Raw genomic sequence first — 13,041 nt, 5'->3', positions numbered from 1 at the left:
CTGGGGGTGGGCGATGACCAAACGGCCGGTTCTGTGGGCCGCCGGCGCGCTGGTCGCGGCCGGTGCGGTGGCAGCCGTCGTGCTGACGGCGGGCGGCGGTGTCCCCGGTGCCGGGGCCGCGGCACCCGGGCCGACGACGATGGGCGCGGAGTGGCGCTCCTTCCGCGCCGACGTCACCGGGATCCGCCCCGGCCAGGACGACGTCAGCCTGTTCGTGCAGGTCGCGTTGCCCGGCAAGGACCCCGGCTGCGTCCGGGAGCCGCGGATCGAGCAGGTCGTGGAGACCAAGACCGACGTCCGCGCCGACGTCGTCTACTCGACGCGGCCCGCGGCGGGCGGCTGCCAGGACAAGGTGCCCGCGGAGCTGCGGCTGACCACGTCGGCGCCGGTCGCGGACCGCACGGTGATCCTCAACGGCGACAACGGCAACGCCTGGCACAAGCTCGGCGCCGGCTGGGGCCACTGCGCGCCCCAGGGCACCTGCGCCCCGCCCGCCGACCACTGCGACCCGGCGTGGATCGGCGCCGCGGTGTCCGCGACGGGCGCCGAGAGCGCGGGCACCACCCGCGCCTGCGACCCGGACTGGCTGGTCCTCGACCTCCTGCTGCGCCAGACCGACCCGCCCGCCCGCGCGGTCTTCCGCTGGGGCGGCACGGGCTGGACGTCGTTCGCGCAGGTCAAGACGGCCGGCTGCGCGGACATCCGGGCGGCGGAGCCGAAGTTCCCGGTCGCGCTCTGCAAGACGCTGCCCGTGCCCGCCTAGCGCCCCAGCTTCTTGACGACCTCCGCGCCGACCGCCTTCACCGCGTCGTCGGTCTCCTGCTGCGGCATCGGCGAGTTCGAGAAGAAGCCCTTGTCCCAGCCGGACACCTCGACGATGACGACCGTCGTGCCCTTCAGGATGTGCAGTTCCGACCCGCTGAACGCGCTCTGCGTCACCAGCCGGACCAGGGTCGCCTTGTCGCCGAGGCCCTTCACCTCCGTCGGCGGGACCGCCGGGGCGATCGGCTGGTAAAGGCGGTTCGCCCCCTCGCGCGCGCCCTCCCCCGAGTACGCCGTGAGCCGGACGCTCAGCGTCGCGTCGCGGACGTTCTCGTCGGGGCCGGGCTTCCAGCTGCAGTTGACCTGCTTCAGGCCGGGCAGGTTCGCGGCGCCCGGGCCGCCCACCGCGAAGCTCGGGAAACCCGCCTTCTCCAGCGTCTGGGCCGGCACCTGGCACTCGGCGGGCACCGGCGACGACGACGGTGCCGCGCCGGTGCTCGCGAAGTAGTCGCCCGCGAAGATCGCACCCGGGATGCCCACGCCGAGCAGCACCACCACCGCGCCGGCGATCCCGAGGATCAGCCCGGTCCGCTTCTTCTTCGGCGGCGGCATCGGCGCGCCGTAGCCGGGGCCGTAACCGGGGTGGCCCCGCGGTGGATACCCCGGCGGCGGGTAGCCGGGCTGCTGGGGGTACGGCCCCTGCTGCCCGTAGCCCGGCTGTCCCTGCCCGTACGGCGGTGGTGGTGGTTGCTGCATCGAGCCCTCCCTCTCGAAGCGCGCGGGATCAGTGCGCGAAGTGGCGCGTTCCCGTCAGGTACATCGTGACGCCCGCCTTCTCCGCGGCCGCGATCACCTCGGGGTCGCGGACCGAGCCGCCGGGCTGCACGACCGCGCGGACGCCCGCCTCGATCAGCACCTCCAGGCCGTCCGGGAACGGGAAGAACGCGTCCGACGCGCCGACCGAGCCCTTCGCCCGGTCGCCCGCCCGCGAGACCGCCAGCCGCGACGAGTCGACGCGGTTGACCTGGCCCATGCCGACGCCGACGGTCGCGCCGTCCGCGGCGAGCAGGATCGCGTTCGACTTGACCGCGCGCAGCGAGCGCCACGCGAACTCGAGGTCGCGCAGGGTCTGCTCGTCGGCCGGGGTGCCGGTCGCCAGCGTCCACGAGGCCGGGTCGTCACCGGGCGCGTCGATCGCGTCGACGGTCTGCACGAGCACGCCGCCGGAGATCTGGCGGAACTCGATCGGCGCGGGGTGCTCGATCACCGGCAGCTTCAGCAGCCGGATGTTCTTCTTGCGCTGCAGGATCTCCAGTGCCTCGGCGTCGAAGTCCGGTGCCAGCACGACCTCGGTGAAGACCTCGGCGATCTGCTCGGCGGCCTCGCGGCTGACCGGGCGGTTCGTCGCGATGACGCCGCCGTAGGCCGAGACCGGGTCGCACGCGTGCGCCTTGCGGTGCGCCTCGGCGATGTCCGCGCCGACCGCGATGCCGCACGGGTTGGCGTGCTTGATGATCGCGACGGCGGGCTCGGCGAAGTCGAACGCGGCGCGGCGGGCGGCGTCGGTGTCGACGTAGTTGTTGTAGGACATGGCCTTGCCGTGCAGCTGCTCGGCGTGCGCGAGGCCGGCCCGGTGTCCCTTGTACAGCGCGGCCTTCTGGTGCGGGTTCTCGCCGTAGCGCAGCACCTCACCGCGTTCCCAGCTGATGCCCGAGAACTCGGGGAAGCCGGAGTCGTCCGCGGGCGCGTACACGTTGGAGAACCAGGACGCGACGGCGATGTCGTACGACGCCGTGTGCGCGTACGCCTGGGCCGCGAGGCGCTTGCGGTCGTCGAGGTCGAAGCCACCGTCGGCGACGCGCTCGAGCACCCAGCCGTAGCGGGCCGGGTCGACGACGACCGCGACGCTGCCGTGGTTCTTCGCCGCCGCGCGGACCATGGCCGGGCCGCCGATGTCGATGTTCTCGACGCAGTCCTCGGGGCTCGCGCCGGACGCGACCGTCTGCTCGAACGGGTACAGGTTCACGACCAGCAGGTCGAACGCCGCGATCTCCAGCTTGCGCAGCTGCTCGACGTGGTCGGGGTTGCCCTGGTCGGCGAGCAGGCCGGCGTGCACGCGCGGGTGCAGCGTCTTGACGCGGCCGTCGAGCGACTCGGGGAAGCCGGTGACGTCTTCGACCGGCGTGACCGGGACACCGGCGTCGGCGATGACCTTCGCCGTGCCGCCCGTGGAGACGATCTCGACGCCGGCCGCGTGCAGGCCGGTCGCGAGGTCCAGCAGGCCCGCCTTGTCCGAGACGCCGATCAGCGCCCGGCGGACCGGGCGCCGTCCCAGGTCAGTGCTCACGAAATGTCACCTTTCGTCCGTCCACGGTGCAGCCACCGCGGCCGAGTCGCTCGATCGTTTCCACCAGCAGCCTGCGTTCGACGGCCTTGATCCGTTCGTGCAGGACGTCTTCGGTGTCGTCGTGCTCCACGACGACCGCCTCCTGGGCGATGATCGGCCCGGTGTCGACCCCGGCGTCCGCGAAGTGCACGGTCGAGCCGGTGACCTTGACGCCGGCCTCGAGGGCGTCGCGGACCGCGTGCATCCCGGGGAACGACGGGAGCAGCGCCGGGTGCGTGTTGATCACCGTGAAGCGGCTGAGGAACTCGCTCCCGAGGATCTTCATGAACCCCGCGGAGACGACGAGGTCGGGCTCGTAGGCCGCGACGGCTTCGCTCAGCGCCTTGTCCCAGGCGGCGCGGTCGGGGTGGTCGGCGACGCGGACCGTGAACGACGGGATGCTCACGCGCTCGGCGCGGGTCAGCGCCTCGATGCCGGTGCGGTCGGCGCCGACGGCGACGACCTTGGCCGGGAAGCCGGACCGCGCGGTGGCGTCCAGCACCGCCTGCAGGAGGGTGCCGGAGCCCGACGCGAGCACGACGAGCTTCACCGGGGTGGGCAGCTCCAACCGTTGAGACAGAGCGGGCTCCTTGCCGCGGGCGGTGCGCAGCCGGGCGCACGGCGCTTCACCAGGTCACGTCAACCCTAACGGTCGGTCTCGTCCGGCTCGACGTCGCCGCAGGTCTCGGTGCCTCCGGTCACAGCTTCGTCCTCGGCCGGGACGTCGTCGAGGCCGAGTTCGGCGTCCGCTTCGGCTTCGAACTCCGTGTCCTCGCCGGGTTCTTCTTCGGGCTCTTCGGCTTCTTCGTCCTCTTCGGACGCTTCGAGTTCCTCGACGGCCTCAGCCGCTTCTTCGGCGTCGACCTCGTCGGCGTCCTCGAAGGCTTCGTTGTCCTCGAGGGCCTCCGGCGGCGGCGCCGGCGGTTCGTGCTCGCCGGTGAAGAACGCGACGAACGCACCCGGGATGACGATCCAGCAGAACGCGACGACCGACGCGACCCCGACCGGCACGCTCACCGGGTCGAACGGGCCGTCGCCGAGCCGTCCGCCGGACAGGGTGCCCAGCAGGACGCAGCCGAGCGCGACCACCGCGCCGGCCACGGCGACCGCGCGGATGCGCTGCGCCGGGTCCGCGTCCACCTTGCGCAGCGACCAGCCGACCAGCGCTCCGGCCGCCGCGGGCAGCACCAGCAGGGCGGGCCACCACGCGGCGTGGTGCTCGGGCAGGCCGCCGAGCAGCGGGACGCCGGGCACGGCGCCGCCGCGGTAGCCGAACATCCCGGCGGTCAGGTCGCCGATCGAGAACCCCGGCCCGGTGACGAACGAGAGCGTCGCGGCCACGGCGTTGGGCAGGTACAGGACGGAGAGCAGGAACATCCCGAAGCTGCTGCCGAACGCGGGCTCGTACATGTCGGCGACCGTCCGCCAGGACACCGCGGTCGCGACGGTGAACACGGCGCCGCCGCAGGCCACCAGCACCGCGAGCCCGAGCGCGCCGGCCCGGACCCCGCGCAGGGCCAGCGGGTCGAGGCGCTCGGCGACGACGTCCGGCAGCCCGCAGCACCGGACGACGCCCGCGCCGGCGGCCAGCGCGGCCAGCGAGGCGGGCACGGCGAACGCGACCAGCGGGTTGGCCGTCACCGGCGAGCCCTGCGCGCCGAGCGCGACGACCAGCCCGAACAGGCCGTGCGCGACGGTGATCGTGACGAACACCGGCAGCGCTTCGCGGGGCGAGCGGCAGCCGAGGCGGGTCGCGGCGCCGGACGCCGTCCGCGCGGCCAGCGCGAGCGCGCCCAGCGTCGGCAACAGCGGCAGCACGCCGATCGGGTGACCGCCGAGGTCGAGGCGCACCTGGTGCGCGGCCAGCCAGCCGGGGCCGGCGGCGAGCAGCACGCCGGTGCCGGAGAAGACGGTGCGTTCGGCGGTGAGGGTGACCAGCGTCAGCACCGTCGCGACGGCGGCGTAGCCGGTGACCAGCGGGCCGAGGGCGGCGGCGAGCAACACCCGCACCCGCGCCGCCCGGGAGAGTTCGACGTCGGGTCCGAGGTCGCCCACCGGCTCCTCGCGGGAGTCGGTGAGCAGGTCCATGATCCGCACCCTGACATCCGGGCTGGTCCGACCGGGTGAGCCACGCCGCCGCCGGCGGGCGTGGCGAAGTTAACCCACCCGGTCGAGTAACCCCCGGAGTGCAAAACACCCGCCGTGACACGCGGTGTCACAGCGGGTGGTGCGTCAGTTCGACTTGCCGAACCCGCCGGGCGGGGTGCCCGGGTTGTCCGGCGGCGGCTGCTGGAAGAACGAGCCCTGCTGCGGGGCGTACGTCGTGGCCTGCTGCCCCGGCGGGGGCGTGGTCGACGGCGGGTTCGGCGAGCCGTACTGGCCCTGCCCGAACGGGGCGTCTCCGCCCGGGGCGACCGGCCCGTGACCCGGCTGGCCGAACTGCTGACCGGGCTGGCCCTGCTGACCTGGCTGCCCCTGCTGGCCGTACTGCTGCTGGCCGGGCTGGCCGAACTGGCCGCTGTAGGGCGCGGCGGCGGGCTTCGGCGCCGGCGGCTTGAGCACCTCCTGGTCGATCAGCAGCGCGGCGACCGCGGCGGCCATCTGCAGGATGCCCAGGATCAGGATGACGGTGACGATGCCGGGCGAGGTCTGCATCCCGATCAGCGTGTCCAGGACGTAGAGCGCGCCGAGGACGCTCAGCAGCGCCGCGAACGGCAGCGTCTTCGGACCCTTCGGCAGCGCGTGCATCGCGGCGAGCAGGCCGCCGGCCAGCAGGAACACGCCGCCGAGGCCGACGTCGCCGGAGTCGGAGAAGCCGAGGAAGTACTGGACGATGCCGAAGACCGCGACGCCGAGCGCGAGCATCAGCGGCAGGTTGTGCGTCAGGTTCGCGACACCCCCCGACTGCGCCTGGTGCGAGTGGGGCGGCGGCTGCTGCGCCGGGAAGCCACTGGACGGCGGTCCGGGGGGCTGCTGGCCGCCACCCTGCTGGGGGTAGCCAGGCCCGCCGCTGGGGAAGGTCATCGGATGCACTCCTGTCGGTTCGACCGGCACTCCGGGGTACCAGGACACCCGGGGGAAGACAAGGCGGCTTGCGTGCGCAGAACGCTAGCGCACTCCGGAGCCGCCGACCCATCAGACGCGTGAATACCTCGGGAGGTTTCGTCCCCGAACGAGGGAAGGCCGGGCACCCGTGTGGGTGCCCGGCCTCACCAGGAGTGATGCGTCAACCTCAGCCGAGGTTGTTGTACAGCTCACGCGCGAGGACGGCGGTCTCGCTCGGGGTCTTGCCGACCTTGACGCCGGCGGCCTCGAGGGCTTCCTTCTTCGCGGCGGCCGTACCGGAGGAGCCCGACACGATGGCGCCCGCGTGGCCCATGGTCTTGCCCTCGGGCGCGGTGAAGCCCGCGACGTAGCCGACGACCGGCTTCGTCACGTTCTCCTTGATGTACGCCGCGGCGCGCTCTTCGGCGTCGCCGCCGATCTCGCCGATCATGACGATGACCTTGGTCTCGGGGTCCTGCTCGAACGCCGCGAGGGCGTCGATGTGGGTGGTCCCGATGATGGGGTCACCGCCGATGCCGACGGCGGTGGAGAAGCCGATGTCGCGCAGCTCGTACATCATCTGGTAGGTCAGCGTGCCGGACTTCGACACGAGGCCGATGGCGCCGGCCTCGGTGATGTCGGCCGGGATGATGCCGGCGTTCGACTTGCCGGGGCTGATCACGCCGGGGCAGTTCGGGCCGATGATCCGGGTCTTGTTGCCCTTCGCGACGGCGTGCGCCCAGAAGTAGGCCGAGTCGTGCACCGGGATGCCCTCGGTGATGACGACGGCCAGCGGGATCTCGGCGTCGATCGCCTCGAGGACCGCGTCCTTGGCGAACTTCGGCGGCACGAAGATGACCGAGACGTCGGCGCCGGTCTCCTTGATGGCCTCCTCGACCGTGCCGAACACGGTGAGGTCCTTGCCCTCGATGGTGACGGTCTGGCCGGCCTTGCGGGCGTTGACGCCGCCCACGATGTTCGTGCCGGACTTCAGCATCTTGGTCGCGTGCTTCATGCCCTCGGAGCCGGTGAGCCCCTGGACGATGACCTTGCTGTTCTCGTTGATGAAGATCGACATCTCACGCACCTGCCGCGGCGAGCTCGGCAGCCTTGTCGGCCGCGTTGTCCATTGTGTCCACCACGGTGACCAGCGGGTGGTTCGCGTCCGCCAGGATCTTGCGACCCTCCACGACGTTGTTGCCGTCCAGGCGGACGACCAGCGGCTTGGTGGCCTCGTCGCCCAGGATCTTCAGGGCCTCGACGATGCCGTTCGCGACCGCGTCGCAGGCGGTGATGCCGCCGAAGACGTTGACGAAGACGCTCTTCACGTCGGTGTCGTTGAGGATGACGTCCAGCCCGGCCGCCATGACCTCGGCCGACGCGCCGCCGCCGATGTCTAGGAAGTTCGCCGGCTTCACGCCGCCGTGCTTCTCGCCCGCGTACGCCACGACGTCCAAAGTGGACATGACGAGGCCCGCGCCGTTGCCGATGATGCCGACCTGGCCGTCGAGCTTGACGTAGTTGAGGTTCTTGGCCTTGGCCTTCGCCTCGAGCGGGTTCTCCGCGTCCTTGTCCACCAGTGCCTCGTGGCCCGGCTGGCGGAAGTCCGCGTTCTCGTCGAGGGTGACCTTGCCGTCGAGGGCGATGATCTTGTCCTGCGGGTCGCGGACCAGCGGGTTGACCTCGACGAGGGTGGCGTCCTCGGAGACGAAGGTCTCCCAGAGCTTCACGACGACGTCGGCGGCTTCGTCGATGATCTCGGCCGGGAAGTTGCCGGCCTTCAGGATCTCGAGCGCCTTCGCCTTGTCGACCCCGGCGATCGCGTCGACCGGGATCTTCGCGAGCGCGTCGGGCCGCTCGACCGCGAGCTGCTCGATCTCCATGCCGCCCTCGGCGGACGCCATCGCCAGGAACGTGCGGTTCGCGCGGTCCAGCAGGAAGGAGAAGTAGTACTCGGACGCGATGTCCGAAGCTTCGGCCACCAGCACGCGACGCGTGATGTGGCCCTTGATGTCGAGGCCGAGGATGGCTTCCGCCTTCTCCTTCGCCTCGTCGGGCGTCTGGGCCAGCTTGACGCCGCCCGCCTTCCCGCGGCCGCCGACCTTCACCTGCGCCTTGACGACGACCTGGTTGCCGATCTGCTCCGCGGCGGTCTTGGCTTCTTCGGGGGTGCTAGCCACCGAGCCCGGCAGAACCGGTACTCCGTGGGCGGCGAAGAGATCCCTCGCCTGGTACTCGTAGAGGTCCACTACTCCAGTCTCCTGACGACACGCCACTGTGGTGGTCCGTTGCCGGACCGCGCTGTCGGACCAGTCGAGGTTAGCGACCTGCGCAGACGCAGGGGACTCCGCACCTGGTGAAGTCGGTCACCGTGCGCGGTCAGACGGTGCGTCCGCGGTGTGAGACCGCCCACCGCGCAACCATTCCACGGCTTTTCCGGGGTCTCCGCCGGTCTCGCCGGTGAAGACGCGAACGCCGTTCAACGCTTCGGCCAGTCCGGGCGGCGGGCCGTCGCCGAGCACCCCGACGGCGTCCGGGTCCTCCTGTTCGGCGGTGCTCCGGAGCTGTTCGAGGGTGTCCAGCGGACCGGCGTGGACGACCTCCATGCCTTCGTCGCGCAGGACGCGGGCCAGCGCGACGGCGGCCGGGTCGGGTTTCCCGAACTCGACGAGGAGCACCCGCAGGCGCTCACGCCCCACGGCGTCCGCCCGCGGCCGACATGCCGGCGGCGACGAGCAGCGCGGCCGCGGCGGCGAGGGTGACCCAGAAGCCGGTCGACGGGCTCGCGCCGCCGAGTGCGCCGCCGACGAGCGGCAGTTCCGCGGCGTGCAGCGCGGCGAGCAGGGCGGCACCGGTCAGCAGAGCGGCCGCGGGCTGCGGTCGCGACCGCAGTGCGAGCGCGGCCGCGCCGACGACGACCACGACGGTGGTCCACAGGCCCCACGAAGGCGTGTCGAGGTTCGACCAGAGGCCCGGAGCGACGTAGCCGGGCACGCTGAAGACCGGTAGCCCGAACCCGGCGACGGCCAGCACGGCACCGGCGACGACGGGGGTGAGCACGCCCGCGTTGGCGGCTCCGTCGCCGACGTCTTCGCGTTCGACGACCCCGGTCCCGACGGCGGCGAGCGCGGTCAGGGCGGCGAGCACGAGCGCGACGAACGTCCAGGCCGCGCCGGCGCCGAGGTCGTAGGTGAAGACGGGGGTGGCGCCGACGTCCGAGCCGCCGAAGCCGGCGAGGTTGCCGGCCTGGGTGGCGGTGAGGGCGGTGTTGAGGACGGCGGTCCCGGCCAGGACGATCCCGGCCCAGGCCACGCCGAGCACGGGCCGGGCTTTCGCGGCGGTCGCCGGGAGAAGAGTGAGGGCGGCGGTCACGGCGACGAGGAGGGCGGCGACGAGCAGGAACCACCGCGCGGGGCTTTCGGCGGCGGCGGTGCTGGGAACGGTGGCCCCTGGGTTGAGGGCACTGACGGCGACCTGCGGCGCGAAGGTCCCGACGAGGGCGGCGCCCGCGGTGGCGAGGCCGAGCAGCCCGGTCGTCAGCCGCCACCAGAAGACGCCGGGGATCCGCACGTCCCGTTCGGCTCGCGGCGTTTCGCTCAGCCGGGTGAAGGCGAGGCCGCCGACGAGGGCGGCCGCGGCGAGCGCGAGGACGGGTCCCCAGGTGACGTGGAGGTCGGTTCTCATCAGGCCGCTGAGAACCGGCGGCACGGCGACGCCCCAGGCACCGGCGGCGAGGCCGAGGAGCATGCCCCGCGCGGTGCTTTCGGAGGGAGCGGCGAGAGCGAGCGCGGCGGCGAGAGGCAGGGCGGCGGCGAGGAGGAGGTAGCCGCCGAGGGCGGGCCAGGGCCCTTCGAAGGCGGCGCGGGCGAGGAGGAAGCCGTTGTCGGACCGGACGGGCGCGGTGAGCAGCCCGACGGAGGCGGCGACGGCGAGGAGGGGAACGAGGAGGCGCCACCGTCGCCGTTCGGGTTCGTCGTCGTTCCGGCTCGCCCTGAGGGCCGCGAAGCCGCCGGCCACGGTGAGCAGGTGCCCGGCGACGAGCAGCCAGAACCCGGCACCGACGGCGGAGCCGCCGATGAAGTGGGCGGGGAAGTAGAGCTCCGGGCGGATGGTGAGGGGGCCGTTGACGGTGAATTGCAGGTCGAGGACCAGCCGCCCGGGGGCGAGGGCGGCGAGGCCGAGGATCAGGCCGGTGGCGAGGCCGGGTCTCTTGGAGGCGAAGCCGGCGGCGACCGCGACGGGGGCGAGGGCGAGGAGGGCGAGCCACGGCCAGCTGGTGAAGCCGGGGGCGGCGGCCGGAGAGATGTGGACGATGGCCGCGACGGTGAGGGCGACGGCGCCCAGGGCGGTGAGGGTTAGGGGGATTGTGGGTTTGGGGGTGTCGTCGTCGGCCCAGGTGGGGGTGGGTTCGGGGTGGTTGCTCGCCGGGGTGGGGGCTGTGGGGCGGGCTCGGGTGGTGGCCGCGGCGGCGCTTGCCGGACGGGCTCCAGTGGCGGCCTCGTCGGCGGCGGCCGGGCGGCCGGCGGCGGCCGGCTCGGCGTCCGCAGGGCCGGTTGAGGTGTCGGCCGGCTCGGCGGCTGCCTGGCGGCTTCCCGCGGAAGGTGAGGCATTACTCGCGGCGTGGGCCGAGGTCGCCGGGTCGGTGCCTTCGGGGGTGGACTGCACTTTGGGGGGACCGGGGGTTTCGGTGGCGGCCTGCCGGGAAGTCTGTGCGCGAGGGGGCTTCCGCTTGCCGGTGGGACGGGCGGCCGCGGGGTCCTGCGGGGTGGCCGGGGAGCCGGGGGCGTTCTCGGCGGGGGGCTCTGAGCGTGGGGGCATTGCCCGCGACGCTAGCAAGCCCGGGCGGCGAGGGACGCCCAGGCGGGGCGCGAGTCGCCGAGTGGCCCGGGTTGGCGGCGGTGCGGGGTGCGGAGGCGGCGGAACTCCAGACGCGAGTCGTCTGGGTGAGCGGCCGAGGCGGGGAACCGGGGCGCCGAGTGGTCGGGCGCCGTGCCGATCGCAGAGGTCGGCAGTTGCGAGGCGCTCAGTGGGCCGCTCGTTGCGGAGCGAGATCTCGGGAACTGGCGGCTGACCCCTCGTCAATTCGGACAAAACCGGCGCCGCCGGGGCGTTTACACGCGCCAGTCGGTGAACGGTTCGCTTGCGTCGATGAACGGTCGGGTATCCGCTCCGCTCGCGTCCTCAAGCACCGCCGCCCGACGAGGCGGCAGGCCGCAGCGAGTCCGATCCACGCGTCGAAGATGCTTAAACATCCCCTGGCAAACCCTTATTCCGGCCCCCTCGGGCCGCCGGGCCCGCGGTAGGTCCATAACCGCCCGCAAGGGCTGTAAGGCAAGTCACAACTAAAGCAGTAAACCCTCTCTAACTTTGGGTAATTTCCACAGGTGGAGGCAAGATCTCGTCCACCCGATCGGCCCACGCCGAGGGCAGATCTTGCTTACAGCGGTGCCCCTTCGTTACTGTCCCCCGGTCCCCATTACAGTCAGGTCACGAAGTAGGACGACGAGCGAACCACCCCCGAGGTTGGCTCACCGGGTTCCCCCGCCCGCAGTCCTCGACCCGGCTCCCCGACGATGGAAGGCCCTGTCTTGGCTTCACACCGCTCCCCCGGCGGCCAAGCTCCTTCCCCGGCACTGAAGGACGCGCTCGAAGGCGCGGTCGTCCGTGTCCGGGGTGCGCACCGCATCGCCCCGCCCTCTTCGGCCCTTCGCGGCCGTGTCGTGGTTGCCGCTGTCGCGGCTGGTGCGTTCGCCGCCGCCGCTGCGGGCTCGACCCTCAAGACGGTCACCGACTCGAACACCGCCGTCACCCCCCTGGCCAACAGCCAGGACGCCAGCGCATCGCTCACCGCGGGAGGTGCGGGCTCCGGGGGCGCCCCCGAGCTCCTGCCGACCGGACACGCCGTCGACGCCTCCGCCGAGGCCGCGAAGCTCTCCGACAGCGCCTCCGTCACCCAGGCCCGTGAGCAGCGCGAAGCCGACGCCGCCCGCAAGGCCGCCGAAGAAGCCGCTCGCCCCAAGACCTGCCTCCCGGCCCACGGGACCTTCACCTCGGGCTTCGGTGCCCGGTGGGGCACGAGCCACCTCGGCATCGACATCGCCAACTCGATCGGCACCCCGATCTACGCCGCCTCCGACGGCACCGTGATCGAGGCCGGCCCGGCCAGCGGCTTCGGCCTCTGGGTCCGGATCCAGCTCGACGACGGGACGATCCAGGTCTACGGCCACATGAACAGCTTCTCCGTCAAGGAGGGCCAGAAGGTCAAGTGCGGCCAGCAGATCGCCGAGATCGGCAACCGCGGCCAGAGCACCGGCCCGCACCTGCACTTCGAGGTCTGGCAGAACGGCACGAAGAAGATCGACCCGCGCCCGTGGCTCGCCGCCCGCGGCATCGTGATCTGATCCGTCCGCCCCACACGCCCCGAAGAACCGCGGAAAGCCCGCTGCAGAGCCAGACCCTGAGGGTCGACGACGCCCCTCAGCCGGGCGAACGCCCGCTCCGGACGGCACCCCGCGAAGAACACCGGCGCACCGAGCGACGACGCGCCGCAAAGCCGTGAGCCCACACCGGAACGCCGGACAGCGGTCAATGGTCCAGGCCACCGCCCGACGAGAACGGGCCGCAACCGCCACAGGCCCCTCCGGCACCCCGCGGGTACCCGAGAACACGCGAAACCCCGCCGAAGCCGCGAGAAACGCCCTGAGCGCCCGGAATCGGCTACCGCTGGCCGCCCGGCAACCGCCGGATGAAGTACGCGACCGCGACCTGCCACACCGTGCACAGCTCCGCGGGTCTGCGCACCGGCACCCAGCCCCAAGGCACCGCGCCCCCGCGGAGCGGACACGCGC

The 13,041-nt window shown here is 72.7% G+C and carries 11 protein-coding genes; 2 read left to right on the top strand and 9 right to left on the bottom strand.

The features are described 5' to 3' along the window. Positions 1-13 precede the first annotated feature (13 nt). On the top strand, positions 14-763 hold the full coding sequence (locus tag AB0J40_RS36110; protein WP_364462432.1) for a hypothetical protein: 750 nt from the start codon (positions 14-16) through the stop codon (positions 761-763). Here the strand turns inward: AB0J40_RS36110 and AB0J40_RS36105 are convergent. The 9 genes from AB0J40_RS36105 to AB0J40_RS36065 form a co-directional block, all read right to left on the bottom strand. Further along, positions 760-1,518, bottom strand: a complete 759-nt coding sequence (locus AB0J40_RS36105; RefSeq protein WP_364462429.1) for a hypothetical protein — start codon at positions 1,516-1,518, stop codon at positions 760-762. The genes AB0J40_RS36110 and AB0J40_RS36105 overlap by 4 nt on opposite strands. 28 nt (positions 1,519-1,546) lie before the next feature. Beyond that, positions 1,547-3,109, bottom strand: coding sequence for a bifunctional phosphoribosylaminoimidazolecarboxamide formyltransferase/IMP cyclohydrolase (purH, locus tag AB0J40_RS36100; protein ID WP_364462427.1), 1,563 nt, complete (start codon positions 3,107-3,109; stop codon positions 1,547-1,549). Then, complete coding sequence (gene purN / locus AB0J40_RS36095) at positions 3,099-3,716, bottom strand: phosphoribosylglycinamide formyltransferase (RefSeq protein WP_364462424.1); 618 nt, start codon at positions 3,714-3,716, stop codon at positions 3,099-3,101. Before purN ends, purH begins: the two co-directional genes overlap by 11 nt. A 77-nt stretch (positions 3,717-3,793) precedes the next feature. Next, the gene (locus AB0J40_RS36090) at positions 3,794-5,245 is read right to left on the bottom strand and encodes a DUF6350 family protein (RefSeq protein ID WP_364462421.1); all 1,452 of its coding nucleotides are present in this window, start codon (positions 5,243-5,245) and stop codon (positions 3,794-3,796) included. 135 nt (positions 5,246-5,380) lie between these two features. Beyond that, the gene (locus AB0J40_RS36085) at positions 5,381-6,172 is read right to left on the bottom strand and encodes a DUF5336 domain-containing protein (protein ID WP_364462418.1); all 792 of its coding nucleotides are present in this window, start codon (positions 6,170-6,172) and stop codon (positions 5,381-5,383) included. Positions 6,173-6,380: 208 nt separating this feature from the next. After that, on the bottom strand, positions 6,381-7,271 hold the full coding sequence (gene sucD / locus AB0J40_RS36080) for a succinate--CoA ligase subunit alpha (protein ID WP_364462415.1): 891 nt from the start codon (positions 7,269-7,271) through the stop codon (positions 6,381-6,383). 1 nt (position 7,272) lies between these two features. Further along, positions 7,273-8,442 carry an ADP-forming succinate--CoA ligase subunit beta gene (gene sucC, locus AB0J40_RS36075; RefSeq protein ID WP_364462412.1) on the bottom strand — a complete coding sequence of 390 codons (1,170 nt, stop codon included), beginning with the start codon at positions 8,440-8,442 and terminating at the stop codon, positions 7,273-7,275. 117 nt (positions 8,443-8,559) lie between these two features. Then, positions 8,560-8,892 (bottom strand): hypothetical protein, encoded by a 333-nt coding sequence (locus AB0J40_RS36070; RefSeq protein WP_364462409.1) that lies wholly within the window; start codon positions 8,890-8,892, stop codon positions 8,560-8,562. Continuing rightward, the gene (locus tag AB0J40_RS36065) at positions 8,882-10,858 is read right to left on the bottom strand and encodes a hypothetical protein (RefSeq protein WP_364462406.1); all 1,977 of its coding nucleotides are present in this window, start codon (positions 10,856-10,858) and stop codon (positions 8,882-8,884) included. Before AB0J40_RS36065 ends, AB0J40_RS36070 begins: the two co-directional genes overlap by 11 nt. A 1,055-nt stretch (positions 10,859-11,913) precedes the next feature. Between AB0J40_RS36065 and AB0J40_RS36060 the strand changes: the two genes are divergently transcribed. Further along, positions 11,914-12,594 carry a M23 family metallopeptidase gene (locus AB0J40_RS36060; RefSeq protein ID WP_364462403.1) on the top strand — a complete coding sequence of 227 codons (681 nt, stop codon included), beginning with the start codon at positions 11,914-11,916 and terminating at the stop codon, positions 12,592-12,594. Positions 12,595-13,041 lie beyond the last annotated feature (447 nt).

It is taken from the genome of Amycolatopsis sp. NPDC049691, from assembly GCF_040675005.1.
Taxonomy (GTDB): Bacteria; Actinomycetota; Actinomycetes; order Mycobacteriales; family Pseudonocardiaceae; genus Amycolatopsis.
This window is presented reverse-complemented; position numbering and strand designations above follow the sequence as displayed.